A 25,539-nucleotide genomic window follows, 5' to 3' on the forward strand; every position below is an offset into this window, starting at 1 on the left:
GGGCGGCGCTACTGCTTCAACCGATTTACTGCCTGCCGGCCGCAATCTCTGCTTGAAGGCCATTGTGCAACGCGATACGCCGTTGCCGAATTCGATCGTCGGAGAGACAAGTGACCGCTGCCAGGACCAGAACCGAAACCGACACGTTCGGCCCCATCGAGGTTGCCGCCGACCGTTACTGGGGCGCGCAGGCGCAGCGTTCCCTCGGCAATTTCAGGATAGGCTGGGAAAAGCAGCCGGCCTCGATCGTGCGTGCGCTCGGCATCGTCAAGCGAGCGGCGGCGGAAGCCAATATGGAGTTGAAGCGGCTCGATCCGGCAGTCGGCAAGGCGATCATCGAGGCGGCGCAAGAGGTGATCGACGGCAAGCTGAACGATCATTTCCCGCTGGTCGTCTGGCAGACCGGCTCGGGCACGCAGTCCAACATGAACGCCAACGAGGTGATCTCCAACCGGGCGATCGAACTTCTGGGCGGCGTCATGGGCTCGAAGAAGCCGGTGCACCCCAACGACCACGTCAATATGAGCCAGTCGTCGAACGACACCTACCCGACAGCCATGCACATCGCGTGCGCCGAGCGCATCGTGCACGATCTGCTGCCGGCGCTGAAGCATCTCCACGCTGCGCTCGAGGTCAAGACGAAGGCCTTCGCCCACATCATCAAGATCGGCCGCACCCATACGCAGGACGCGACACCCCTCACGCTGGGCCAGGAATTTTCCGGCTACGCCGCGCAGGTGGCCTCTTCGATCAAGCGCGTCGAGATGACGCTGCCCGGCCTGCAGGAACTGGCGCAGGGCGGCACCGCCGTCGGCACCGGCCTCAACGCGCCGGTCGGCTTTGCGGAAAAGGTGGCGGCGCGCATCGCCGAAATCACCGGCATCGCCTTCGTCACCGCGCCGAACAAGTTCGAGGCGCTCGCCGCGCACGATTCCATGGTGTTCTCGCATGGCGCCATCAACGCGGCGGCCGCCGCCCTCTTCAAGATCGCCAACGACATCCGCTTCCTCGGCTCCGGCCCGCGCTCGGGCCTCGGCGAACTGTCGCTGCCGGAAAACGAGCCGGGTTCCTCGATCATGCCGGGCAAGGTCAACCCGACCCAATGCGAGGCTCTGACGCAGGTCTGCGTGCAGGTGTTCGGCAACAACGCCTCGCTGACCTTCGCCGGCAGCCAGGGCCATTTCGAGCTCAACGTCTACAACCCGCTGATGGCCTACAACTTCCTGCAGTCGGTGCAGCTGTTGGCCGACGCTTCGATCTCCTTCACCGACAATTGCGTCGTCGGCATCGAGGCGCGCGAAGACAACATCAAGGCCGCGCTCGACCGCTCGCTGATGCTGGTGACGGCGCTGGCGCCGACGATCGGGTACGACAATGCCGCCAAGATCGCCAAGACCGCGCACAAGAAGGGCACCACCTTGCGCGAGGAAGCACTGGCCACCGGGCTGGTCAGCGAGGCAGACTACGACCGGCTGGTGCGGCCGGAGGACATGACGCATCCGGGTTAAGCGATTCCAGGGGAAGTGCCTTCCTCGAAGCGCGCAGCCCTTCCTCTTTGGAATTGCGTCAACTAGAAATCCGAATTGTGTGGCGGGACAATTTGCTCCCGCCGCTGCTGGCCGCGACAAGAATTTTGCGTCGGTCGAACGATCCCGAAATGTACGTCCTGTGAACAATGTGTCGCCGGACTGGCGGCTTTGGTGAACAGTCGGCTTGGTCTATCTGACGGGACATCAACCCTTTTCGGAGAGCCACCATGTCCATCAACACTTCCGCTGCCGGCGCCGGCATCGCGTCCAACAGCTCCACCACCATCCTGCTCGGCCGCATCCTGCTCGCCGCCATCTTCCTGCTTTCCGGCTTCGGCAAGCTCACCGCCATTTCCGGCACCGCCGGCTATTTCGGCGCCATGGGCCTGCCGGTGCCGACCATAACGGCCATTGTCGTCGGCCTGATCGAATTGCTCGGCGGCCTTGCCGTGCTCGTTGGCTTTCAGACCCGCATCGCCGCCTGGGTGCTCGCGGTCTTCACCATCGCCTCGGCCTTTGTCGCCCATACCGGCTGGGCCGACCAGAACCAGATGATCCATTTCCTGAAGAACGTCGCCATCACCGGCGGTTTCCTGCTGCTGGCTTCCTCGGGCCCTGGCGCCTACTCGATCGACGCCAAGCGCGGCTGAGCTTTCCCTCCCAAGCCTGAAAAAAGCGGCGTGGAATTTCCACGCCGCTTTTTCGTTGTCTGCCCAAGCGCGCGCCCGCCCGATCCCTGCTAGGATCGGTCTCGAAACAGCCTGCGGACAGACAACGGAGATGACCATGCCCCGCGATGCATTGCTTCTGATTTCCCGGCTGCTGCTCGCCGCCCTGCTCGTTCCCTCCGGCTACCACGCGCTCGCCGACATTGCCGGGACGACCGGCTATTTCGCCGGCCTCGGCATGCCATTGCCGACGCTTGCCGCCTGGGGCACCGGGCTGTTCGAGTTGATTGCCGGTCTCTTGATACTGGTCGGCTTTCAGACGCCGGTCGTTGCGATACTTCTTGCCGCTTTCTGCATCGTTGCAGGCTCCATCGGCCACTACGGCCAGGGCGGCGATGACCCGATGCTCACCTTCCTGCACCAGCAGATGCTGATGAAGGATATTGCCATCGCCGGTGGATTCCTGGCGCTAGCCATGGCCGGCGCCGGGGCCTGGTCGATCGACGGGCGCCGCGCCGCGGTCTGATATCGTCAAATATCGTCCCGGTTGAACCATCGACGTCCGTGCCAGGTCGACCCCCACTCCGTCTCGGCTTCGTCGAGCCACCTCTCCCCCGATCGACGGGGTAGAGGAAGGGCGCGAGCCTATTGCCGCCAACGCTTTCCAACGAGGCTCCCTTCCCTTTCCCTCCGGAGGGGGAGGTGGCGCTGCGAAGCAGCGACGGATTGAGGAAGCCGGTGCTCGAACGCGAGGCCGACGACGACATGGTTTTGCTGTCAGGCCGCGCCTACTTCACCGACACGCTCTGCCCACCCTCGACCGCCAGCACCAGCCGGCGGTTGGTGATCCGCGCCAGTTGCGCCAGCCGTCCGGCCGGGCGTTCGCCGTAAAGATCGGAAAGTGAGGCCGGCAGCACCAGCGCCAACGTGCCATTGCCGCGGTTTTCCCATTTCAGCCGCGGCATGACGCCGGGCATGGCCGCCGTCAGCAGATAGACGACGCGCAGCACCGCCGCCAGGATGCGGGCGCGCTCGAGATAGCGCGGCGTCGCCAGGCCGCGGATTTCCGGCGCCGCATCGTTGAACACGCCTTCGTGGCGGAACAGGCCGACCAGCGCCAGGAAGGCACGGCCGGGGTGATCGACGCCAATGAAGGAGGCGTGGGCAATGATGTTGAGCGACTGCTTGCCGCGATATTCCGGGTGTGCGCGCCAGCCTATATCGGCCAGCAGACAGGCAGCGTGGCGATAGCGCGCCTCATCCTCCGTCTCGTCGATGCCGAAGGCGGCAAAGGTCTTGTCCGTCCATTCGACAAGCTCATGCGCATGGGTGACCGAGCGCGACCGCAGCCGCGCCAGTTCCTCCGAAGCGGAGACCAGCGGATCGGCCTTCTGCTCGGCAGGGTCGAGCAGCGAATAGAGAAACCCTTCGCGCACGCCCAATGCCGAGACGATAATCTTCGACGGCTGCATCGCCGCCATGATCTCCTGCAGCACGACCGCGCCATAGGGCAGCAGCGAACGGCGGTTCTTCGACACACCTTCGATGCCCTTGACCTTCTCGATCTCGCCTTTCGCCACCTGCTTCAGGAAATTGGCGGCGCTTTCGACACCGATCTCATAGTGGTGCATGACGCCAAGCGGGTAGTTGGTCATTTCCATGTGCAGCCGGGCAAGGTTTCGCCAGGTGCCGCCAACGGCGTAAAAGGGCCGTCCCGGCCCGCCCTTCAACAATTTGGCGTGCGCCAGTTCGTCGCGGGTGATCTTTGCCGCCTGGGCGAGCGAATTCCTGGCCATGTCCTGCAGCCGCAGGCCACCCAGCGGCAGCGTGATGCCGTCGCCGATCGCCTCGCCATTGATGTCGATAAGCTCCAGGCTGCCGCCGCCAAGATCGCCGGCAATGCCATTGGCGGGGTGGAAGCCCGAAATGACGCCAAGCGCCGAATAATGCGCCTCCTGCCGGCCAGTGAGCACGCGGATCTCGGTCTTGAGCACATCCTGGGCCCGGTGGATGAAATCGGGGCCGTTGATCGCTTCGCGGGCCGCGGCCGTTGCCAGCACAAACATGTGCTCCGCACCCGCCTGGTCGGAGAGCGCGCGGAAACGGCGGAACTCCTCCATCGAGCGCGTCACCGCCTCGGGATCGAGCTTGCCGGTCGAAACGATGCCGCGGCCGAGACCGGCCAGCATCTTTTCGTTAAACAGCAAGGTCGGCGAGCGCGCCAGCCCTTCATAGACGACAAGGCGGATCGAGTTCGAGCCGATGTCGATGATGGACAGCGGCCGGCGATCCTGCAGCCGGCCTTGGGACGTTGAAATCATCAGCCGGTGTTCTTCTTGCGACGCTTGAACTGCGCGATGCGCTTGGGCGCATGCGACTTCAGCGCGTCACCCCGTCCCGACAGGCTCGGATTGGTCATGAAATATTCCTGCGCGTTGAACGGTTCCTCACCCTCCTCCAGCACGACGCGCCGGGAGGTTCCGTCAGCCAATACGTCGAAACTTTGCTGGTTGTCCATGATGTTGCCCAGCATGATCTGGCCAAGGATCTGTTCATGCACCGTCGGATTGGTGATCGGCACCATGGTCTCGACGCGGCGGTCGAGATTGCGTGGCATCAAGTCGGCCGAGGCGATGTAGACGATCGCCTCGTCCGACGGCAGGCCATGGCCGTTGCCGAAGCAATAGATGCGGCTGTGTTCGAGGAAGCGGCCGACGATCGACTTGACCCTGATGTTTTCCGACAGGCCGGGCACCTGCGGCCGCAGGCAGCAGATGCCGCGCACGACGAGATCGATCTCGACGCCGGCACGGCTGGCGTCATAGAGCGCGTCGATGATGTTGGGATCGACGAGCGCGTTCATCTTCATCCAGATGCGCGCCGGACGGCCAGCCAGCGCGTAGGCGACCTCGTCGGCAATGTGCTTGAGGATACGGCTGCGCAGCGTAAACGGCGAGATGGCGATCCGCATCTCATCGGTCGGCTCGGCATAGCCGGTGATGAAGTTGAACAGCTGGGCGACATCGCGCGCGATCGTCGGATCGGTGGTGAAGAAGGACAGGTCGGTGTAGATGCGCGCGGTCACCGGATGGTAGTTGCCGGTGCCGAGATGGACATAGTTGCGCAGCTTGCCGTCCTCGCGCCGCACCACGAGCGACATTTTCGCATGGGTTTTCAGTTCGAGGAAGCCGAACACGACCTGGACGCCGGCGCGTTCGAGGTCGCGCGCCCAGCGGATGTTGGCTTCCTCGTCGAAGCGCGCCTTGAGCTCGACCAGGGCGGTTACCGACTTGCCGGCCTCGGCCGCGTCGACCAAGGCGCGCACGATCGGGCTGTCGTTGGAGGTGCGGTAGAGCGTCTGCTTGATCGCCACCACCTCCGGGTCGGCCATCGCCTGGCGCAGGAATTGGACCACCACGTCAAAGGATTCATAGGGGTGGTGGACGACGATGTCCTTCTCGCGAATGGCCGCGAAACAGTCGCCGCCATGCTCGCGGATGCGCTCGGGAAAGCGTGGATTGTAGGGGGTGAACTTCAGGTCGTCGCGCGGCACGGCGACGATCTCGGAAATCTGGCTGAGCGCCAGCGGGCCGGTCAGAACGCTGATGCGGCTCGAAGAGACGCCAAGCTCGCCGGCGACGAACTCGCGCAATTCGCCGGGCATCGACTTGTCGAATTCGATGCGGATGACCGAACCGCGGCGGCGCCGCTTCAGCGCCGTCTCGAACAGGCGCACGAGATCTTCCGACTCTTCCTCGACCTCGATATCGCTGTCCCGGATGATGCGGAAGGTGCCGGAACCCTTGACCTCATAGCCGGGGAACAGCTTGCCGATATAGAGGCCGACAGCCTCCTCCAACGGAATGAAGCGAACGTGCTGCTTGCGGTCGGGCAGACGGATGAAGCGCTTCAGCGCCACCGGCAGGCGCAGAAGCGCGCTCATCTCCTCGCCATTCTTGCGATGGCGCAATTGCAGCGCCATCGAGAAGCCGAGATTGGGAATGAACGGAAACGGATGCGCCGGGTCGATCGACAGTGGAGTCAGCACCGGGAAAACCTGGTCCTGGAAATGGTCTTCCAGCCAGACTTTTTCATCCTTGGTTAGTGCATCGCGGGTGATGCTCTCAATGCCTTCCTTGTTGAGCAGCAACATCAGCGCCGAAAGGCTGTTCTGCTGGTCCTCCTGCAGCCGCTCGACCTCGCGCAGCAATTGTTCCAGCTGCTGCTCCGGCGTGCGGCCGTCGGGGCTCTTTAGCGCAATGCCTTCGCGCACCTGGCCCGCAAGGCCGGCGACGCGGACCATGAAGAATTCATCGAGATTGGCGGCCGAAATCGACAGGAAACGGACGCGTTCGAGCAGCGGATGGTGCTCGTTCTGTGATTCCTCGAGCACACGCCGGTTGAACTGCAGCCAGGAGAACTCACGGTTGACGAACCGATCGGGGTTGCCGCCCTCGGGGCTCGCCACCTCGACATTGATGAATTCGCTCTGCACCGGCTTCAGTTCGTTCATGGTTCCTGCTCTTCCCCGCCAACCGTCCCTTGGAGCGCCGTTGGACGTGCCATGCCTCTAACACGCTTTTGTGACGCATGACCCTTCGGCGAAAACCGTTCCGATTTCAGGGACATGCACTTAACCGGCTCAACGTATCCTCTGACAGGCTTTTGCGACAGTTTCATTTCATCGATCTTGCAAACAGGCCTGTTATGTTCCAGATGCTTTTCGACGAGATCAAGGAGACGACGATGGCAGGCGGTTCCATTCCCCATTTCCAGAACGATGCGGGCCATCCGGCAATCGACATCGGCGTCAAGGAATTCATGTGCACCGGCGCCAACCCGCCCTTCGACCACCCGCATGTGTTCCTCGACATGGGCGACGACAATGAAAAGGTCTGTCCCTACTGCTCGACGCTCTACCGCTATTCGGCGAAGCTGAGGGCGACGGAAACGCTGCCGGCTGGTTGCCTTTATATCGACCAGGCCGCCTGATCCTTCCGCGACAAGCCCGATGGAAGACATCAGGTCCCGGCAGGTCATAATCGCCGGGGCCGGCATCGCCGGGCTGACCGCTGCCCTTGCCTTCGCCGGACGGGGTTATCCGGTAAAGCTTATCGAACAGGCACAGCACCTCGAAGCGGCCGGCGCCGGCATCCAGCTTTCGCCCAACGCAACACGCATTCTTGGAAAACTCGGCGTGCTCGACCGACTGCTGCCCGCAGCGTTGCGGCCGGAAGCGGTCGTGCTCAAGGACGCCGGGACGCTGCGCGAACTGGCGCGGGTACCGCTCGGGCACGCCGCCGAAGCGCGCTGGCAGTCGCCTTATCTCGTTGCTCACCGCGCAGATCTGCAGGCAGCGCTGTTGGCGCAAATGGCTGAACGGCCGGAGATTGAGTTCATCACTGGCGCCCGCGTGACCGGCATCGTCAAAGACGCGCAATATGTCGCCGTGACCGCCGAAGTGGACGGCCGCGAGATCGAGGCACGCGGCAAACTGCTGGTCGGCGCCGACGGCGTCTGGTCGGCGGTCCGGGCGCAACTCGCAGGCGAGGACTTCGTCAAAAGCCGTTTTTCGGGCGAACTCGCCTGGCGAGTCACGATCGCGGCCGAGAGCGCCTCCGGCGAAGCCTTTGTCGCGATCGGCGCCGCCGACTGCGTCACCACGTTCCTGCATCCAGGCTTCCACATGGTCGCCTATCCCGTCAGCAAAGGCCGGGCCTTCAATCTCGCCGCCTTCACCAAGGGCGAGCGCATGGCCGAAGGTTGGTCGGGCCATGCCGATCCCGCGATCCTCACGGCTGCCCTGCGCGGCACCGCGCCGGGCCTGACGAAGCTTGTGGCACTGGCCGGCCCATGGACGGCCTTTCCGATCCACACCGTCGAACAACAGCGGTGGACGAGCCCGCAGGGCATCGCGCTGATCGGCGACGCTGCGCATGCGATGACGCCGTTTGCCGCACAGGGCGCGGCAATGGCGATCGAAGATGCCATCACGCTTGCCGACGCTATCGCCGATTTCCCTGGCGATCTGCCCAGAAGTTTTCAAATCTGGGAAAATCTTCGGCGGCCGCGTGTCGCCAAGGCCGCGCGTCGTGGGGCCGTAAACCGCCTCGCCTGGCATGCTGCCGGCCCGGTGGCGATCGCCCGCAATCTGTTCCTGGCCATGCGCTCGCCCGACAAGCTCGCCGCCGACCTCGACTGGCTCTATGGATGGCGAGCGGACACTCGGCAGTCTAGATCGTCGACGTAGCGATCCTTCCCACCCCCCTCTGTCCTGCCGGACATCTCCCCCGCAAGGGGGGAGATTGGATGTCGCCGTCGCCTTCGCCAAAATCGCCGGCGTTGCAGCAGGAGCGCGGGCAAAACGGCTGATCTCCCTCTTGCGGGGGAGATGGCCGGCAGGCCAGAGGGGAGTGCTGTCCCCGCGGTGCGATGAAGGACTGCTAGTTATAAAACCGCATCGACAAGCCCAGCGAGGCCGGCAGCGGGTTCCACCAGCCGGTGCGCAGGCCGGCGGTGCGCAGGCCGGCGGCTGTCCAGGTGTTACAGCCGACAAGCGCGTTGAAATGGCCGTTCGCCTCGAAGAAGCGGTCGAAGCTGGAATAGGCGGCGTTCTCGATGACGACCGGACCATGCGGCCCTTGCTGGAAACTCGCGTCGATATAGTCGAGCAGCGCTGCAAAACGTTCCTCATCGATGTCGAAACCGGTGACAGCAGGGTGCGGCTCGGCGATGGCCCCGGCGATATCGACATGCATGACCGAGGCGTCCAGTGTCAGCGCCTTGAGGACGGGCACTGCTTTCAGCTGCGACCAGCTCGGCGTCTCCAGATAGAAGGCCCGGCCGCCCCAGCCAAAGACGATGTAGCGCACTTCCGGGGCGTCGACAGGGATGCCGGCAGCGACCAGGAAATGGAAGCGCCGGCGCACTTCGTCGTCGACGGGAATGGCGATGTCGGTGTGGATCGGATTCTCCAGCACCAGAATATGGCGCGTGCCCTCACCCGCCGCTGACGCCGGCCACAGCGGACGCGGCACCAGCGTGCCGAGCGTGGCAGCGAGCGCGACCACGATAATCAGTATGGCCACGAAACGCAGGGCTTTTCTCATGCGGCGGCGGCTTTGTGTTTCAATGGAGAAGATCAACCCCGACCCCAGATAGCAAAAGAGCCCGGCCGCATTACGGCCGGGCTCTTTTGCTTCGCATGAAAATGCTCAGTGCAGGATCTGCGACAGAAACAGCTTGGTGCGCTCGTGGCGCGGATGGTCGAAGAACTCGGCCGGCGTGTTCTGTTCGACGATCTGGCCCTGATCCATGAAGATCACCCGGTTGGCGACTTTGCGGGCAAAGCCCATTTCGTGGGTGACGCACAGCATGGTCATGCCTTCCTCGGCCAGGCCCACCATCGTCTCCAGCACTTCCTTGATCATTTCTGGATCGAGCGCCGAGGTCGGCTCATCGAACAGCATGATGCGCGGGTTCATGCACAGCGAACGCGCGATCGCCACGCGCTGCTGCTGGCCGCCCGACAGCTGGCCCGGATATTTGTTGGCCTGTTCGGGGATCTTGACGCGCTTGAGGAAGTGCATCGCGATTTCCTCGGCCTGCTTCTTCGGCGTCTTGCGCACCCAGATCGGCGCCAGCGTGCAGTTCTCCAGGATGGTCAGATGCGGGAACAGGTTGAAGTGCTGGAACACCATGCCGACCTCGCGGCGCACCTCGTCGATCTTCTTGAGATCGTTGGTGAGTTCCTTGCCGTCGACGATGATCTTGCCCTTCTGGTGCTCTTCCAGCCGGTTGATGCAGCGGATCATGGTCGATTTGCCCGAGCCCGAAGGACCGCAGATGACGATGCGCTCGCCGCGCATCACCTTGAGGTTGATGTCCTTCAGCACATGGAACTCGCCATACCATTTGTGCATGCCGATGATGTCGATGGCGACATCGGTGGTCGAAATGTGCATCTTCTTGGCATCGACCTTGATCTCTTCGGCGCTGACGGCGTTTTCTATGACCATGGCAGGTTCCCCTTTTTTTCTGTCTATGATGCATGTCGTTGTCCCAAAACCGCTAAACACTTTTGGGCGACATGCATCAACGTTTGTGGCCGGTGTCGAGCCGGCGTTCCGTGTACATCGAATAGCGCGACATGCCGAAGCAGAACAGCCAGAAGACGAAGGCTGCAAAGATGAGACCGGATCTCGCGGTCTGTGGCGTCGCCCAATTGGCGTCCGAGAAGTTCTGCTTGACGACGCCAAGCAGGTCAAACATCGAGATGATGATGACGAGGCTTGTGTCCTTGAACATACCGATGAAGGTATTGACGATGCCGGGGATGACCAGCTTCAGTGCCTGCGGCAGCACGATCAGCACCATCTTCTGCCAGTAGCCCAGGCCAAGCGAATCCGCACCCTCATACTGGCCCTTGGGGATCGCCTGCAGGCCGCCGCGCACCACTTCCGCCATATAGGCCGCGGCAAACAGCGAGACGCCGATCAGCGCCCTGAGATATTTGTCGAACGAAACCCCGGCCGGCAGAAACAGCGGCAGCATGACGCTGGCAAAGAACAGAACGGTGATCAGCGGGATGCCGCGAACGAACTCGATGAAGACCACGCACAGTGTCTTGACGATCGGCATCTTGGAGCGCCGGCCGAGCGCCAGCACGATGCCCATCGGCAGCGACACGGCAATGCCGACAAAGGACAGGCTCAGCGTCACCAGCAGCCCGCCCCATAGCTGGGTCTCCACATGCGGCAGGCCGAAGATGCCGCCGACCAGGAGCACGAACGCGATGATCGGCAGTGCCAGGAATAGAAGAATGGCGTTCAACCCCTTCCGCGGCACACGTGGCATCAGCAACGGCACCAGCAGCGCCACGAACAGGACGGCGACCAGGATCGGCCGCCAGCGCTCTTCCAGGGGATAGCGGCCAAGCATCAACTGGCCGAACTTCGCGTTGACGAAGGCCCAGCAGGCGCCTGACCAGCCGTCCGGCTGGATGCCGCCTTGCGCCACCGTGGCGCATACAGTCCGGTCCGGCCCCGTCCACTGGGCGTTGATGAAGGCCCAGTTGACGACGGGCGGCACGATCATCACCACCAGCGCAATAGCCACTACAGTCAGGATGACGTCGCCCACCGAACCGATCAGGTTCTTGCGAACCCAGGCCAAAGGCCCCCGCACGCCGGCCGGGGCTTGTTGAGCGAGTGCCATTTCGGTCCGCACCCAGGAGGTATCATGTTCCTGCATGGTCTTACCTCTCCACCAGCGCCATCCTGGCGTTGACCACATTCATCACCGCCGACGTCACCAGGCTGATGATGAGATAGACGACCATCATGATCAGCACACCCTCGACCGCTTGACCGGTCTGATTCAGCACTGTGCCGGCGATCGCCGTCAGGTCGGGGTAACCGATGGCAATGGCCAGCGACGAGTTCTTTGTCAGGTTGAGATACTGGCTGGTCAGCGGCGGGATGACGATCCGCATGGCTTGGGGAACGACGACAAGCCGCAGGATAGATCCCGGCCGCAGCCCCAGGGCGCCAGCCGCTTCGGTCTGACCCTTGCTGACGCCGAGAATGCCGGCGCGCACGATCTCGGCGATGAAGGAGGCCGTGTAACAGGACAGCGCCAAATAGAGAGACAGGAACTCCGGCCCGATCTGAAAGCCTCCGGTCAGGTTGAAGGTCGATTGCTTTGGAAAGTCGAAGCTCAAGGGAAAGCCGCTCAGCGCATAGGCCAGGAGCGGAAGGCCGACGATCAGCGCCGCCGAAGTCCAGAATACGGGAAACTGCTGGCCGGTTGCCATTTGCCGCTGGCGTGCCGTGCGCGCGACAAAAAAAGCCATGGCGATGCCGACAAGCAAGGCGACAAACATCAGCCAGGAGCCGTCGCCCCAGATAGCGCGCGGAAAATAGAATCCGCGTTGGTTGAGGAAAGAGCCGAACGGCAAATTGAAACTGTCGCGAGGCGCCGGCAGTACCGCGAGCACGCCTGAATACCAGAAGAAGATCACCAGCAGGGGCGGAATGTTGCGGAACACCTCGACATAGACCGTGCAAATCTTGCGAACCAGCCAGTTGCGCGATAACCGGCCGACGCCGACAATGAAGCCAATGATGGTCGCGGTGATAATGCCGGCAACGGCGACGATAATGGTGTTGATAAGCCCGACGACAATGGCCTGGCCATAGGTCGAATCAGAATCATAAGCGATGGGCCTGACTGGAATGTCAAAGCCTGCTCGGTTGTTCAGGAAGCCAAAACCGGAAGTAATATGCAGGCGCTGCAGGTTGACGATGACGTTGTGGACGATCCACCAGACGCCCGCCACCAGCAAGATGACAACCACCGCCTGGAAGAAAAACCCGCGGACTTTCGGATCGTTGATGAAGGAACCGCGGCTCGGCTCCTCGCGAAGAACTTCCTGCGATGCCATTGCTCATCCCCTGGAAAGAGAAACCGGAAGGCAGATGATCTGCCTTCCGGATCACATTTCGATCAGCGGATCGGCGGTGCGTATTGCAGGCCGCCCTTGGTCCACAGCGCATTGATGCCGCGCGCGATCTTCAGCGGGCTGCCGGTGCCGACATTGCGCTCGAACATCTCACCGTAATTGCCGACTGCCTTGACGATGTTGACGACCCAGTCATTGCTCACGCCAAGGTCGGTTCCGATCTTGGTTTCGGCTTCCTGACCGAGCACGCGCTTGATCTCCGGATTATCCGAGGTCTTCATCTCTTCGACATTGGCCTGGGTGATGCCCAGTTCCTCTGCCTGCAACAGGGCGAAGTAGGTCCACTTGACGATGTGGTACCACTGGTCGTCCCCCTGGCGTACGGCGGGGCCGAGCGGCTCTTTGGAGATGATCTCGGGCAGCACGACATGGTCGGCCGGCGCACTCAGCGTCAGGCGGATGCCATAGAGGCCGGATTGGTCGGTGGTGTAGACGTCGCAGCGGCCGGCGTCATAGGCAGCGTTGACCTCTTCCAGCTTTTCGAAGACGACCGGGTTGTACTCCATCTTGTTCGCCTTGAAGTAATCGGCGAGGTTGAGCTCGGTGGTAGTGCCGCTCTGCACGCAGACTGCCGCACCTGAAAGCTGCAGCGCCGAATTGACGCCAGGCAGTTTCTTGGCGTTGATCATGAAACCCTGGCCGTCATAATAGGTGACGCCGATGAAGTTCAGGCCAAGCGCGGTATCGCGATTGATGGTCCATGTGGTGTTGCGCGACAGGAGATCGATCTCGCCCGACTGCAACGCGGTGAAGCGCTCCTTGGCGCTGAGCGGCGTGAACTTGACCTTGGAGGCATCGCCGAAGACTGCGCCAGCGACAGCGCGGCAGAAATCCGCGTCGATGCCTTTCCAATCGCCTTTGTCGTCAGGCGCCGAGAAGCCGGCCAGGCCCGTCGAGACACCGCACTGGATGAAGCCCTTCGCCTTGACGGTATCGAGCGTTGTCGCCGACGCGGCCGAAGCCATCCATCCAAGCGCAGCGGCACCGAGAATGCCAATTGCAATATGTTTCATAACCCACAGACCCTTTTCTGTTTTCAGGTAAACCCTGATCCTCAGGCAAATCCTGATCTTTTCCCGCGTGAACCCGGCTCCCATCCGGCTCATTCCCGGAACCTCGCGTCGTAACCGACGCCCGGCCCCTCCCATTCACGAACTGCATCGAAGGCGATTATCTCTGTGAGGTCAAGGGAAATGACCGTTTCACGACAGCTTTGAAAACCAATTGCCGCAAATGCCTGAATTGCGGACAACACCCTCAGGAAAGCAGCAAGCCCCGCAAACAAAAACGGCAAAGTCCGTCGACGCTAATCCACATCCACCCATGAAATCCGCGGCTCTGGATTGCCACGCGTTCCAGACTATTCATAGGGGAATTGGCCTATGCAAAGGGCACCGCGTGGCGGGCGCCCGCTGTTGCACGGCCAATGCCGCCGCTCTATGGCTAGCGCTTTCACCACAAGGCGTAGAGCAATGGCGACTGACGGCAACGAAATGGGTATCAACACGCGGCTTGCCCATTCGGGCAACAATCCGCACGACTATTTCGGCTTCGTCAATCCGCCGATCGTGCATGCCTCGACCGTGCTCTATCCCAATGCGTCGGCGATGGCGGCGCGCAGCCAGAAATACACCTATGGCACACGCGGCACGCCGACCACCGATGCGTTGGCGCATGCGATCGACGCGCTGGAAGGCTCCGCCGGCACAATAATCGTGCCGTCGGGCCTGGCGGCGGTGACCGTCCCGTTGCTGGCGTTTCTCTCGGCAGGCGATCACATCCTGATTGTCGATTCCGTCTACCATCCGACCCGCAATTTCGCCGACACGATGCTGAAGCGGCTGGGTGTCGAGGTCGAGTATTACGATCCGCATGCCGGCGCCGGCATCGCCAGCGTGATCAAGCCGAACACCAAAGTCGTGTTTACGGAATCACCGGCCTCCAACACCTTCGAGGTGCAGGACGTTCCGGCGATCGCCAAGGCGGCGCATGAAACGGGCGCCATCGTCATGATGGACAACACCTGGGCAACGCCGCTCTATTTCCGTCCGCTCGACCACGGCGTCGATATCTCGATCCATGCGGCGACGAAATATCCGGCCGGGCATTCGGACGTGCTGCTGGGCACAGTGTCTGCCAATGCCAACTGCTGGAAGCAGCTTTGCGAGACGTTCTACACGATGGGCTGCTGCGCCGGCCCCGACGACGTCTACCAAGTCCTGCGCGGCCTGCGCACGATGGGCGTTCGGCTGGATCACCATCAAAAGAGCGCGCTTTCGATTGCCACATGGCTTGAAGGCCAGCCCGGCGTGGCCCGCGTGCTGCACCCGGCGCTTCCCAGCCACCCCGACCACGCGGTGTGGAAGCGTGATTTTTCCGGCTCGAGCGGCATCTTTTCCATCGTGCTCAAAGGCGGCGGCCAGAGACAGCAGCATGCCTTCCTCGATGCGTTGAAAATTTTCGGTCTCGGCTATTCCTGGGGCGGCTATGAGAGCCTTGCCGTGCCGGTCTTCCTTGGCGACCGTACCGTTGCCAAGGGCCCCTATGACGGCCCGCTGATCCGGCTGCAGATCGGGCTCGAGGATGTCGAGGACCTCAAGGCCGATATCCTGCGCGGGCTGGAAGCGGCCGCTGCGGCATGACACCAGCAAACTTGCGAAGCTGATTCCGCTGGTCCGCCCAACCCGTTGAAAGGATTGGCGAGCGACTTTCGCAGGCGATCGACGTCGCAAAGCCGCTCATCGGTCAACCAAGCGCAATGTTATTTCCCCAATGCGCGCTTTTTCGGATCGGTTTGACTTTCAAAATCGTCGGTCCAACGCCATTGCAGGCGCTGCGCGCACAATTCCAGCCGGACTGAGCTTGCCATGGCCTTTCGTCTCTTTATCTCCATTCTCGCCGGCGCGACGCTGCGCGAGCGCCTCATCGCCTGCATCGGGGCGATGATCGGCATTGCGCTGACCGGCGCGATCGGCGCGCTGGTGCTTGGCAATGGCCCGCATGTGCCGCTGCTGGTGGCGCCGATGGGGGCGTCGGCGGTGCTGCTGTTCGCGGTGCCTGCAAGCCCGCTGGCGCAGCCATGGTCGATCATCGGCGGCAATACAATATCGGCGCTGGTCGGCGTGATCGTGGCCCATTTCGTCCATCAGCCCGTTCTCGCCACGGGCATTGCCGTGGCGATGGCGATCGCCGCCATGTCGTTCTCACGCTGCCTGCATCCGCCGGGCGGAGCCGCCGCACTGACCGCCGTGCTCGGCGGGCCGGCCGTGATCGGTGCCGGCTTCCTGTTTCCGTTCGTGCCGGTGGCGCTGAACTCCATGATGCTGGTCGCGCTCGGCTATGCTTTCCACAGGCTGTCGCGACGCAGCTACCCGCATGTGCCGGCCCCTGCCCCGAAAAGCACGCACGGAACCATCGATCCGCCGGCTCAGGAGCGCATCGGCTTCCGGGCCGAGGACATCGATGCCGCGCTGGCTGCGCTCGACGAGACCTTCGACATCGACCGCAACGATCTCGAACAACTGCTGCGACAGGTCGAACTGCAAGCGACGATGCGCGCACACCGAACCATGTTGTGCGAGGACATCATGTCGTGCGACGTGATTTCGGTCGATGAACACGCGTCCGCCGATCGGGCGCGTCATCTGCTGCTCGACCACAATATCCGCACGCTGCCGGTTGTAGACAAGGACGCCAGACTGGTCGGCACCGTTGGATTGAGGGAATTGGCGCGAGCCGACGAAGCCGTCGGAAGCGTTACGTCGACAGCGTCGACCGCCGCCGCCGGTACGCCCGCCATGGCCCTGCTACCGGTGCTCACCGACGGCCGCACCCATGCAGTCATCATCGTGGACGGGGACAGCCGCATCCTTGGCCTGATCACGCAGACCGACCTGCTTGCGGCAACGGCACGAGCGCAGGCTGCTGACAAGCCGCTGGCGGAAGCAGTATTCTAGGCGCCGTCGGAGCCGGGCGAAAATGGCCGGGAACCTTTTGCCGGCGATGTCATCCAATGTCTTGATCGAGGTTTCGGACGGGGATTGGATCGAGGAACTGGCCATGCCTGCTATGTCTGTACCAATGCCCACGGCTGCTTCAAGCGAGATGCTTCTCGTGCGCCGCGCGCTGGCACGCGAAGGCAACGCCTTCCGCATCATCATGAAGACCCATAATCAGCGGCTCTATCGCATCGCTCGCGGGGTGGTGCGCAACGATGCCGAAGCCGAGGACATCGTCCAGGAGGCCTATGTCAGAGCCTTTGCCCATCTCGATGCCTTTCGCGGGGAGTCCTCATTGGCCACCTGGCTGTCGCGCATCGTCATCAACGAGGCGCTCGGTCGTCTGCGCAAAAGGCGGCGGACGGTGGCGAAAAACCCGCAAGCCGAAATCATCCAGTTCCCCCTCAATCCCAGCGACGACCCGGAGCGGACGATGGCGCAGCGGCAGATCCTCGAGTTGGTGGAACGGGCGACCGACAGCCTACCCGATGTTTATCGGACGGTGTTCGTGGCGCGGGTTATCGAGGGGCTCAGTATCGAGGAGACCGCCGAGCTGCTTGGCGTGCGGCCGGAAACCATCAAGACAAGGCTACACCGCGCCCGCGCCCTGGTACGCAAGGCACTCGACGACCAGATCGGGCCGGTGCTGCTCGACGCCTTCCCGTTTGCCGGCCGGCGCTGCGACAGGCTGACCAGCGCCGTCATGCAGCGGCTCGGCCTGGAGAGCTGATCATCGGCTGATTTGGCCGATTTCCCCGGGAACGTTTGCCGCCGCTGCGCATCCAATGAGCGTCAACTGAAAAACACGGCCCGGCGCGATCCTGCGTCCGGGCGAAGGAGATGCCATGCTTACCCGACACACCGCCGCCCTCGCTGCCTTGCTGCTGCTTGGCGCTGCCCCGCTCGCGCAAGCCGCCGACAAGCCGACGGACCCGCAGATCGCCCACATCGCCTACACGGCAGGCGTCATCGATGTGGAAGCCGCCAAGCAGGCGATCAAGAAATCGAAGACCAAGGAGGTCGTGGATTTCGCCAACGACATGGTGCGCGACCACGAAGCGGTCAACGCGCAGGCACTGGAACTGGTAAAGAAGCTGAAGGTGACGCCGGAAGACAACGCAACCAGCCAGGCGCTGACCAAGGCTGCGGCCGAGGAGCGGGCGAAGCTCGCCAAACTCGACGGCGCAGCCTTTGACAAAGCCTATGTCGACAACGAGATCGCCTACCACAAACAGGTCGACGGCGCGCTTGAAACCCTTTTGATCCCATCGGCCAGCAATGCCGAGTTGAAGAGCCTGCTGCAGACCGGCCTGAAGATTTTCCGGGGCCATGAACAGCACGCCGAGCATGTTGCAGGTATGCTGAAGTAAGGACCAGGCTATGTCGAAACGGCTGCTATGGATTGCACTGGCGCTGGTCTTCGGGACCTCACCCGTGCAGGCCGAAACCATCCAGGTCACCATCGACAAACTTATCTTTTCGCCGGCCACCGTCGACGCGAAGGTCGGCGACACGATCAAGTGGGTGAACAAGGACGTGTTCGCACATACGGCTACCGTCAAGGGTGGCTGGGAAGTGATGATCCCGCCGAAGACAACAGCGAGCCTGACCCTGCGGAAGGCGGAAGCGGTCGAATATTTCTGCCGCTTCCACCCCAACATGAAAGGTCATCTGGCCGTGACGGCGCCTTGATCCAGGTCCGCAAGCCCGTCCTGCTGCGTTGAGGCTCACCTGGCTTCATCCGGCCGGGTGATGTGCGTCCACGAGCCGTCACAGCCCGGCTGGCGCCGTGCGATCCAGGCATCCAGCCCTTCGCGCAGATCAGCGGTCGGAGCCATGCGGGCGAACTGCTCGGCCTCGACAGCCAAGCCTTCCGCGATGCTCTGGCTCAGGCCGCGCGCCACTGCTGTGAGGATCGAGGCAATTGCTGCAGGAGAATGTCTGGTCATGCGCCGGGCAAGATCAATTGCGGCGGGCATCAGCTCCTCATGCGGCACCACCTGGTTGACGAGGCCGAGTTCGACGGCGCGCGGCGGCGGGAACCAATCGCCGGTCAACAGCAGCTCGAGCGCCCTCTTGCGCCCTGCCAGTCTCGGAAGCCGCTGCGTGCCGCCGAAAGTAGGCGGCATTGCAAGGTTGATCTCAGGCTTGGCGAACAAGGCGCGGTCGCTGGCGATAGCGAGCGGCACGGCTTCGGTGATCTCGCAGCCGCCGCCGAAGGCGATGCCGTTGACGGCGGCGATGACGGGCTTGCGGAATGCCTCCAGCCTTGCCGTCAGCCGCTGTCCGCGCATGACGAAGTCGCGCAGGGCAACGTCGACGCCGAGGGCCACGCTGCCTGAGAATTCATGGATGTCGCCGCCGGCGGAGAAGGCGCGCTCTCCTGCTCCAGTGAGGATGACGGCGCGGATGGCACCGTCGGTCTCGGCGGCATCGAGGAGCGCAAGCAGGCGATCAATCAGCGCATAGTTCAAGGCGTTGAGCTTTTCCGGCCGATTAAGTGTGAGGATGGCGATCCCGTTGCGGGCCTCGGTGAGCACAAGCTCGGTCATGTCTTTTCCTTCCGTGTGTTTGTCGACGGAGAGGATCAGGCTTTCGGTTGTATGTATATTCACTGGTCGGTATACTTGCGTATGAGCGAAGCACCGAGCCCTACCCGCAAACGCATTGTCGATGCCGCAACGAAGCTGTTCTATGCCGAGGGGATCGGCCGCGTCAGCGTCGATGCAGTGGCGGAAAAAGCCGGGCTGACCAAGCGCACGCTCTACTATCATTTCAAGAGCAAGGACGATTTGATCGCGGCCTATCTCGACGGTCGCGACCAGCCGAACCTCAAGCAGATGGCCGGCTGGTTCGAGATGGCCGAAGGCGATGTCGAGCGCAAGGTCGAGGCGATTTTCACCAATCTGGCGCGCGTGGCGAAGCACCCGAAATGGAGAGGCTGCGGCTTCCTGCGCACGGCAGCCGAACTCGCTTCCATGCCCGGACACCCCGCCGTTAAAGCGGGGGCGCGGCATAAGCAGAATTTCGAGACCTGGTTGGCCGGCGAACTCTCAGGCCACGGCGTCGACGAGCCGCGGACCCTGGCGCGCGAAATCGTGCTTTTGATGGACGGCGCGTTCTCGATCATGCTGATCCACCGCAACCCCGACTATGTCGAGGCGGCCGGACATGCCGCTGCAACGCTGGTTCGGGCAAGGTTAGGATCGGCGACTATCCGCTAGAGCGTTTCACCGTCTAATGGAGACGGCGAAACACTCTATCTCTTTGTTTTGACGCAATCCGGACGGAAAACCGCTTCACACTTTTTCCTGAAATTGCTCTAGAATCCAGCCGCCAGCCATGCCGTCCCGACGGCAAGGGTCAGCAGCGTCAGTGGCAGGCCGACCTTGAAGAAGGCTGAGAAGGACAGCTGCGTGCCGGCCGCCCGCGCCTGTTCGGCGACGATCAGGTTGGCGACTGAGCCAAGCAAGGTGAAGTTGCCGGCCAGCGTCGAGCTCATCGCCACCACCAGCCAGGCACGCCCGGGGTTTTCAAGGCCGGGTACGAATGGCCGCAGCGCCAGCACGGCCGGAACATTGCTCATGATGTTGGAGAGCACCGCGGTGAAGCCCGATAGCCGCCAGACGTCGTCCAGCCCGAGGTTCTTGGCCGAGGCGATGATGTCGGGCGTCAGCAGCGTCTTTTCGGCGCCGGCGACAACGATGAACAGGCCGGCGAACATGAACAGCAGCGGGCCGTCGATCTCGCGGTAGATGCGTGCCGGCTTGATGGCGCGGGTGAGCAACAGGATGGCGCCGCCGATGAGCGCTGCCTTGGCAACCGGAACGCCGGCGAAGAAGGCGATGGCCAGGCCGATGCAGACAACCACCGCCTTCAGCACCTGTCCCGGCAGCATGCGGCCGCGATAGACCTCCGGGTTGAGATCGGCGGTGCGGGCGAATTCGGCGCGGTAGACGATGCGCACGATGACGATGACCGCGACGAGGCCGAAGAGGGCAACCGGCGCCAGGGCGGCCGAAAAGGCTGGGTAGGAAATTCCCGACAGCGCGCCGATGACCATGTTCTGCGGGTTGCCGGTGATGGTGGCGACGCTGCCGCAGTTGGACGCGGTGGCGGTGGCGATCAGATAGGGAATGGGATTGCGATTGATGACACGGGTGACGTGGACGACGATCGGCGCCATGACCAGGCAGATGGCGTCGTTGACCAGGAACGCCGACAACACGCCGGTCAACAGCGTCACCATCACCAGCAGCACGAAAGGCGCGTGCGCATGCTCGATAGCGTAGGCGCCAAGCGCCCGGAAGGCGCCCGACACCTTCAGATGCGCCACCACGATCATCATGCCGAGCAGCAGCGTAATGGTGTCGAAATTGATGGCGCGATAGGCATCTTCCATACTGAGTGCGCCGATGGCGATCATCGCCGCCCCCCCCAGCAAGGCGATCCCTGCCCGGTCGAGACGGAGGCCTGGAATACGCCCGATTGCGACGCCGGCATAAGTCAGGACAAGGATCAAAAGTGCCGCTGCGCCCATCAATGTCATTGGCAGACATCCTTGTCCAAACGAACCGACGCAGGAACGGACTGTTCCCGCCCAGGCATTTGCCGGGCAGCTTTAACGCCGCTCCAGCAAAGCGAAAGCCTATAACGATCCGAATGCGAAAATCGGTGGGCAAAATCGCGGGTCGACCGATGCCGGGAGCAACCGGAGCTTGACTTTGAGACGGCCGAAATTGGGAACGAGACACGCGCGGCGGACTGCCGGTGGCCTGAGATCGCCATCCGCGAAACTTCCCCCTCGGAAGGCTCGTGATCTATGTGATTAAATTCTAATTTAGGCTTTCCGGGTATGGATAGCTTAGCCGTATTTCGGCCTTGGGGTTTCAGATGGTCCAGGTTCTTGAGAGGGAATGCCGTGTCTCGGAGAACGAGGCTCTGCTGGCGCGTCCGATAGAATGTCCACAATGCCACGGAACCCGCAAGGTGTTTGTCTGTGCCCGGTGGGCGAGCTCGAACGGCCATTGCTGCCCTGGAGGAACACACCGGCTCAGGTGCCCCGGTCACAGCGTCACGTGCATGGAGTGCGAAGAGAACCTTGAGCGTATCTGAAAGCGATCGCGACCATTTCCTGTTCGGAAAACGCAAAAAGCCCGCTCCGGCGAACCGGAGCGGGCTTTGCAACAATACGCCAAGAGTACCCTGCTGAGACCAGTACCCTGCCGAGAGCCGACCCGCTTTGCGTTTCCGCCACTGCAATAAATTGGTAGCGGCACTTCCAGAAAAAGCGATTGTTGGCTAACCGCCGTCGGATTACTCGCCCGACTGGCCGTCGCCAGTCACACTGCTGCCCAGAATTCCAAAGTCCTGAGACTTAGTTCCTTGTCCCGCAGTCAGGAATCCATCCGCATCCAGGCCGCGCCGCAGCAGTTCCCGCACTGCCGCGGACCGGCTTGGCATGCGCTTTTCGAAGCGCCAGTTTTCCAAGGCAGCCAATTCCTCGGCTGTCAGCATGATCTGCAGTCGCTCGGGTCGTTCCAGCTCGGCCATTCGCGCCTCCAACCGTCAAGACCAAAAATATGGTGAGTTAGTATGTGTCTCAATTGCAGTATAGCTAGGGGTCCCCGTGCAGCGCGTCAAGAGAGGCTGATGGGTGACTCACATACAAGACCAACGATGAGGAAGACACGCCGATAGCACAACCCTCGCAGTCTGCTAACTACTTGATTTACTTGAGAATATTTTATATTCTTCTTGCCATCTGAAGGTCGTTGGCGCATCTTGATCACGACGGGACAACCGGCTCCTGAAAGGAAGGTTTCCATGCGCTACGGATATTCGGCTCGGCTACGGGAGGATCTCAATTCACGGGTCCTGGGCGCGCTGCGCTCGCGCGGAATGGTCAATATTGCGGTGGTTGCCGAGGACATACGATTGCGTAACCTGGACGAGAACGTCGCCCTTGAAGACGTCGAGCGGCTTGTGATGCAGACGGCCCAACTCTACGGCGCGGTGATGGAATTGGACGGACTGACCTCCGTCGAGGCGGGGAGATTGACTTCGCTTGCCGACGATAAGCACGAACTGTCTGGCATCGGCAATTCCGACACCACAGGCGGCCAAACCGCTCCCCTGCTGGGATTGTCCTAAGCGCGACCCTCTCTTTCAATCGACAAAATCCGCGAGAGAGATTTGGACCGAACTCGGCGGCGCCTGGAGCGTCCAGACGACGCCTTGTCCCCAAATTCCAGTTGTCCGGTGCCGCTAAGCGCTTGTGGCGCAACCCGCTGGAGGACGACGGAGCCAAAACCGCGGCGCGTCGTCCCACTCATTCGGCGGCCTCGTTGTAGAACGTGATGCGGCCCCGTGTGTCGATGGTGTAGGCTGCAACGGGCAACGCTCCCAACAAACTGGCGGGCCCGACACCTGGGATTCCAATCCCCGCATGTTGGATGACGTATTTCCCTACCCCAAATTCCCCACCTGCTCGATTTGCCCGTTCCGCGGTAGCTGAGATGCACGTGCGAGGTTTCGGTTCCCGTCGTCCCCTTGGGACGGCAATTGTTCTCCTGCGAAAAGGCGATCACCCGCCGGGCGGCGCCGGATCTCAGGGCTCGCGCAAATGTCGACAACGAAGCGCAACTCAGGCCGTCTTTGTCGGAAGCTCGTCAACCCGAGGCGGTTCTCCCGTTAGCCCCGCCTGACGCCAGCAACAAGTTGCCTGGGACTGTGTCGCCGATGGCAAACGACAACCATTGCGGCAAACAGGCCCTGATCGGCATCCAGCTTCAAAGGCTGCGGAACGTTGTTTCGCGGCCTTCACGCTGCGCCGATGGCTTCGCATCGACAGGAACCAATCAAGGGCCAGAGCGTTTGCCGCTGCGTACTCTTCTCAGACGTAGCCAGACGGAGTGAGGGACATGGCTTCATCGGTACTTATCGGCATTCTGATCACTTTCCTGGTGATCGTCCTGGTGCTCTATCTCATCCAGCGTCTGCCGCTCGATGGCCGCACGAGGCAGATCGCGCAGATCGTTGTCCTCATTATCGGCATCATTTCGCTGTTGAAATACCTGGCCGTATTTTAGGATAAGGATCGCCATGACATCCCAAACAATCGCATGGATCATTGGAACGGCGTTGTTTGCAGCAACAAGCACGGCCTACGCCCGACCCGACACGCGTTCGATGAGCTGCGAGGAGACGCAGCGCCTGATCCAGAGCCATCACTCGGCGGTGTTGACGACCGGCCGGAATACTTACGATCGCTATGTCCGCCAATACGGCAACGAGTGCGACTGGCCGGAGGTGCCGGTCGCTGCCTCCGTTCCGACACGTGATCGCCAGTGCCGTGTCTATTGGTGCCGGGAACCGGTGTTCGATTTCCCGAACTGACACATCCAGCAGCCTTGCGGCGGTCGTTGCCATGGCGCTCCCGGGTTCAGACGATGCTTTGCGCGAGGCGACATGGAACCCTTGCGCTGCGGGTGAATTGATTGTGCGCATGGCGCTGCAAGATGTAGTGGTGTGATGCCCAACCAGATGGAGGAGCGGTCATGCCCAATGATACAAGGCGGAGCGGCAGCTGCCTGTGCGGCGGCATCCAGTTTTCGGTGACGGGAGATCCCTTTCGGATTGGCCTTTGCCATTGCAAGGACTGCCGCAAGGCTAGCGGGTCGGCTTTTTCGGCGTTTGCAGTGTGGCCGCTCGAGGCGTTCGAAACGACGGGTATCGTCAGCAGCTACGGCGACAGAAGTTTTTGTCCCACCTGCGGCGGCCGGGTCCCTTTGGTTCGTGAGAATGAGGTGGAAGTGACGATTGGCAGCCTCGATGAGGTGCCCACCGAAGGGCTGGAGCCCAGCTATGAACTCTGGGTCAATCGCCGTGAGCACTGGTTGCAACGCTTGCCTGCCGCCCGGCAATTCGAGCACGACCGGGTCGATGACGAGCCGACAAACCGGACAGCCGGACCGATTTCTGACGGTGTCGAGACGGCGTCAAGCTTGCCGCAACGCAAGTCGGCCTAGCGCGAGCGGCGCAGACAGCCGGCTGGCAGGAAATTCATTCTCGAAACCGCCCGATGCCGACAGGACCGGGTCCGACAACATTTCACCCGGTAGAAGCCAAACGCAAAAAAGCCCGCCTTGGCGTCAAGCCAAGGCGGGCGGTAGATCGTCCGGCCTGCGCTGCCGTGGAACGACGGGTTGGCCAAAGCGCTGGGCTGAGACCCGGTGCCGTTTGTAACCGGCGATTGACTACGGAGCGGCCCGGTCAGCTGGAATTCGTCTTGTGGTTGCAAGGATGCTACATTTGTTTGGAAACGAGAGCTTAAGACCACGCAATATCGTTACGTCAACTACGCTGCCCAAGTATCTCGTGGTGTGAACTGGAGGAACCTTCCTGACTCGTACAAAAGAACGCTTTGTTTATTTTGTTTCCGTCACATAGTGTAGCGAATCTTGAAGCCGGATGGGGCGGCTGTCATGCAGCCAGCGCCTTCGCAGGATCGCGGTCCGCACGTGCAATATCCACTTCACGGCAATCTTCATGCAAGCATAGCCAGCGCAAAGTTCATACGCAGACGTTGGGGGGCACCGATGGACCAGCCGAGCAAAATGGAGAACCTGCAGTTCGCGCAAGGGATACTGCGGGAGCTTAGGCAGAAAGCCGAAGCCGACGGCGAGAAGCTTCTGACTTATCTCATCGACATGGCCTACCTTGAAGTCAGCGACCGCATCCGTGCACATTGGGTCGGCAATCACGAGCCCGAAAGCCGCAGGGCCATGGGGTAACCGAAACGCGGCGATGGTTGCCCCCAC

The 25,539-nt window shown here is 62.0% G+C and carries 26 protein-coding genes; 16 read left to right on the forward strand and 10 right to left on the reverse strand.

Annotation, left to right across the window (positions count from 1 at the left end):
• Window positions 1-110: 110 nt before the first annotated feature.
• The 3 genes from fumC to NLY42_RS25710 all read left to right on the forward strand — a co-directional run bounded on the left by fumC (window position 111) and on the right by NLY42_RS25710 (window position 2,723).
• Window positions 111-1,508, forward strand: a complete 1,398-nt coding sequence (fumC, locus tag NLY42_RS25700; RefSeq protein WP_023753126.1) for a class II fumarate hydratase — start codon at window positions 111-113, stop codon at window positions 1,506-1,508.
• A 248-nt stretch (window positions 1,509-1,756) separates the two neighbouring features.
• Window positions 1,757-2,179 carry a DoxX family protein gene (locus NLY42_RS25705; protein WP_023671490.1) on the forward strand — a complete coding sequence of 141 codons (423 nt, stop codon included), beginning with the start codon at window positions 1,757-1,759 and terminating at the stop codon, window positions 2,177-2,179.
• 136 nt (window positions 2,180-2,315) lie between these two features.
• Window positions 2,316-2,723, forward strand: a complete 408-nt coding sequence (locus NLY42_RS25710; RefSeq protein ID WP_023712732.1) for a DoxX family protein — start codon at window positions 2,316-2,318, stop codon at window positions 2,721-2,723.
• A gap of 262 nt (window positions 2,724-2,985) precedes the next feature.
• Here NLY42_RS25710 and ppx read toward each other — a convergent pair whose 3' ends face one another.
• Window positions 2,986-4,518, reverse strand: coding sequence for an exopolyphosphatase (gene ppx, locus NLY42_RS25715; RefSeq protein WP_023755899.1), 1,533 nt, complete (start codon window positions 4,516-4,518; stop codon window positions 2,986-2,988).
• Window positions 4,518-6,710 carry an RNA degradosome polyphosphate kinase gene (locus NLY42_RS25720; RefSeq protein ID WP_023700662.1) on the reverse strand — a complete coding sequence of 731 codons (2,193 nt, stop codon included), beginning with the start codon at window positions 6,708-6,710 and terminating at the stop codon, window positions 4,518-4,520. The genes ppx and NLY42_RS25720 overlap by 1 nt, the downstream gene beginning before the upstream one ends.
• A gap of 233 nt (window positions 6,711-6,943) precedes the next feature.
• Between NLY42_RS25720 and NLY42_RS25725 the strand changes: the two genes are divergently transcribed.
• Window positions 6,944-7,189 (forward strand): zinc-finger domain-containing protein, encoded by a 246-nt coding sequence (locus NLY42_RS25725; protein WP_023705697.1) that lies wholly within the window; start codon window positions 6,944-6,946, stop codon window positions 7,187-7,189.
• Window positions 7,190-7,208: 19 nt separating this feature from the next.
• Window positions 7,209-8,447, forward strand: a complete 1,239-nt coding sequence (locus tag NLY42_RS25730; RefSeq protein ID WP_023755898.1) for an FAD-dependent monooxygenase — start codon at window positions 7,209-7,211, stop codon at window positions 8,445-8,447.
• A gap of 193 nt (window positions 8,448-8,640) precedes the next feature.
• Here NLY42_RS25730 and NLY42_RS25735 read toward each other — a convergent pair whose 3' ends face one another.
• The 5 genes from NLY42_RS25735 to NLY42_RS25755 all read right to left on the reverse strand — a co-directional run bounded on the left by NLY42_RS25735 (window position 8,641) and on the right by NLY42_RS25755 (window position 13,732).
• Complete coding sequence (locus NLY42_RS25735) at window positions 8,641-9,306, reverse strand: TIGR02117 family protein (RefSeq protein ID WP_023694679.1); 666 nt, start codon at window positions 9,304-9,306, stop codon at window positions 8,641-8,643.
• Window positions 9,307-9,411: 105 nt separating this feature from the next.
• Window positions 9,412-10,215, reverse strand: a complete 804-nt coding sequence (locus NLY42_RS25740) for an amino acid ABC transporter ATP-binding protein (protein ID WP_023671483.1) — start codon at window positions 10,213-10,215, stop codon at window positions 9,412-9,414.
• A gap of 76 nt (window positions 10,216-10,291) precedes the next feature.
• Window positions 10,292-11,449, reverse strand: a complete 1,158-nt coding sequence (locus NLY42_RS25745; RefSeq protein WP_023700666.1) for an amino acid ABC transporter permease — start codon at window positions 11,447-11,449, stop codon at window positions 10,292-10,294.
• Between the two features lie 4 nt (window positions 11,450-11,453).
• On the reverse strand, window positions 11,454-12,641 hold the full coding sequence (locus tag NLY42_RS25750; RefSeq protein WP_023671481.1) for an amino acid ABC transporter permease: 1,188 nt from the start codon (window positions 12,639-12,641) through the stop codon (window positions 11,454-11,456).
• Window positions 12,642-12,703: 62 nt separating this feature from the next.
• Entirely contained in the window at window positions 12,704-13,732 is a 1,029-nt protein-coding gene (locus NLY42_RS25755; RefSeq protein ID WP_023671480.1) for an amino acid ABC transporter substrate-binding protein, read from the reverse strand.
• Between the two features lie 459 nt (window positions 13,733-14,191).
• On the opposite strand from NLY42_RS25755, the gene NLY42_RS25760 reads away from it, so the two are divergent.
• The 5 genes from NLY42_RS25760 to NLY42_RS25780 all read left to right on the forward strand — a co-directional run bounded on the left by NLY42_RS25760 (window position 14,192) and on the right by NLY42_RS25780 (window position 18,409).
• A complete protein-coding gene (locus NLY42_RS25760) occupies window positions 14,192-15,361 on the forward strand; it encodes a cystathionine beta-lyase (protein WP_023755895.1) in 1,170 nt (389 codons plus the stop codon).
• A 225-nt stretch (window positions 15,362-15,586) separates the two neighbouring features.
• Window positions 15,587-16,675, forward strand: coding sequence for an HPP family protein (locus NLY42_RS25765; RefSeq protein WP_023755894.1), 1,089 nt, complete (start codon window positions 15,587-15,589; stop codon window positions 16,673-16,675).
• 103 nt (window positions 16,676-16,778) lie between these two features.
• Window positions 16,779-17,447 carry an RNA polymerase sigma factor gene (locus tag NLY42_RS25770; protein ID WP_023756414.1) on the forward strand — a complete coding sequence of 223 codons (669 nt, stop codon included), beginning with the start codon at window positions 16,779-16,781 and terminating at the stop codon, window positions 17,445-17,447.
• Window positions 17,448-17,562: 115 nt separating this feature from the next.
• Complete coding sequence (locus tag NLY42_RS25775) at window positions 17,563-18,087, forward strand: DUF4142 domain-containing protein (RefSeq protein ID WP_023755892.1); 525 nt, start codon at window positions 17,563-17,565, stop codon at window positions 18,085-18,087.
• Window positions 18,088-18,097: 10 nt separating this feature from the next.
• A complete protein-coding gene (locus NLY42_RS25780; protein ID WP_023755891.1) occupies window positions 18,098-18,409 on the forward strand; it encodes a cupredoxin domain-containing protein in 312 nt (103 codons plus the stop codon).
• Window positions 18,410-18,444: 35 nt separating this feature from the next.
• On the opposite strand, the gene NLY42_RS25785 is transcribed toward NLY42_RS25780, so the two are convergent.
• Window positions 18,445-19,269, reverse strand: a complete 825-nt coding sequence (locus NLY42_RS25785; RefSeq protein WP_023756415.1) for a crotonase/enoyl-CoA hydratase family protein — start codon at window positions 19,267-19,269, stop codon at window positions 18,445-18,447.
• Between the two features lie 81 nt (window positions 19,270-19,350).
• Here NLY42_RS25785 and NLY42_RS25790 point away from each other — a divergent pair, with 81 nt between their 5' ends.
• Window positions 19,351-19,941, forward strand: a complete 591-nt coding sequence (locus NLY42_RS25790; protein WP_023739191.1) for a TetR/AcrR family transcriptional regulator — start codon at window positions 19,351-19,353, stop codon at window positions 19,939-19,941.
• 98 nt (window positions 19,942-20,039) lie between these two features.
• On the opposite strand, the gene NLY42_RS25795 is transcribed toward NLY42_RS25790, so the two are convergent.
• Window positions 20,040-21,266 (reverse strand): anion transporter, encoded by a 1,227-nt coding sequence (locus NLY42_RS25795; RefSeq protein WP_023756417.1) that lies wholly within the window; start codon window positions 21,264-21,266, stop codon window positions 20,040-20,042.
• A gap of 767 nt (window positions 21,267-22,033) precedes the next feature.
• Window positions 22,034-22,270: a hypothetical protein gene (locus NLY42_RS25800; RefSeq protein ID WP_023671471.1), complete on the reverse strand. Its 237-nt coding sequence runs from the start codon at window positions 22,268-22,270 to the stop codon at window positions 22,034-22,036.
• Between the two features lie 273 nt (window positions 22,271-22,543).
• Here NLY42_RS25800 and NLY42_RS25805 point away from each other — a divergent pair, with 273 nt between their 5' ends.
• The 5 genes from NLY42_RS25805 (at window position 22,544) to NLY42_RS25825 (ending at window position 25,512) form a co-directional block, all read left to right on the forward strand.
• Entirely contained in the window at window positions 22,544-22,870 is a 327-nt protein-coding gene (locus NLY42_RS25805; RefSeq protein WP_023727873.1) for a hypothetical protein, read from the forward strand.
• Between the two features lie 770 nt (window positions 22,871-23,640).
• Window positions 23,641-23,808: a Thivi_2564 family membrane protein gene (locus tag NLY42_RS25810; protein WP_023755888.1), complete on the forward strand. Its 168-nt coding sequence runs from the start codon at window positions 23,641-23,643 to the stop codon at window positions 23,806-23,808.
• Window positions 23,809-23,821: 13 nt separating this feature from the next.
• Window positions 23,822-24,115, forward strand: a complete 294-nt coding sequence (locus tag NLY42_RS25815) for a hypothetical protein (RefSeq protein ID WP_023755887.1) — start codon at window positions 23,822-23,824, stop codon at window positions 24,113-24,115.
• A 161-nt stretch (window positions 24,116-24,276) separates the two neighbouring features.
• On the forward strand, window positions 24,277-24,747 hold the full coding sequence (locus NLY42_RS25820) for a GFA family protein (protein ID WP_023756418.1): 471 nt from the start codon (window positions 24,277-24,279) through the stop codon (window positions 24,745-24,747).
• Between the two features lie 570 nt (window positions 24,748-25,317).
• A complete protein-coding gene (locus NLY42_RS25825) occupies window positions 25,318-25,512 on the forward strand; it encodes a hypothetical protein (RefSeq protein ID WP_023697737.1) in 195 nt (64 codons plus the stop codon).
• The last annotated feature ends 27 nt before the right edge of the window (window positions 25,513-25,539 follow it).

The sequence above is a fragment of the Mesorhizobium sp. C372A genome (assembly GCF_030323245.1).
In the GTDB taxonomy this organism is placed as follows: domain Bacteria; phylum Pseudomonadota; class Alphaproteobacteria; order Rhizobiales; family Rhizobiaceae; genus Mesorhizobium.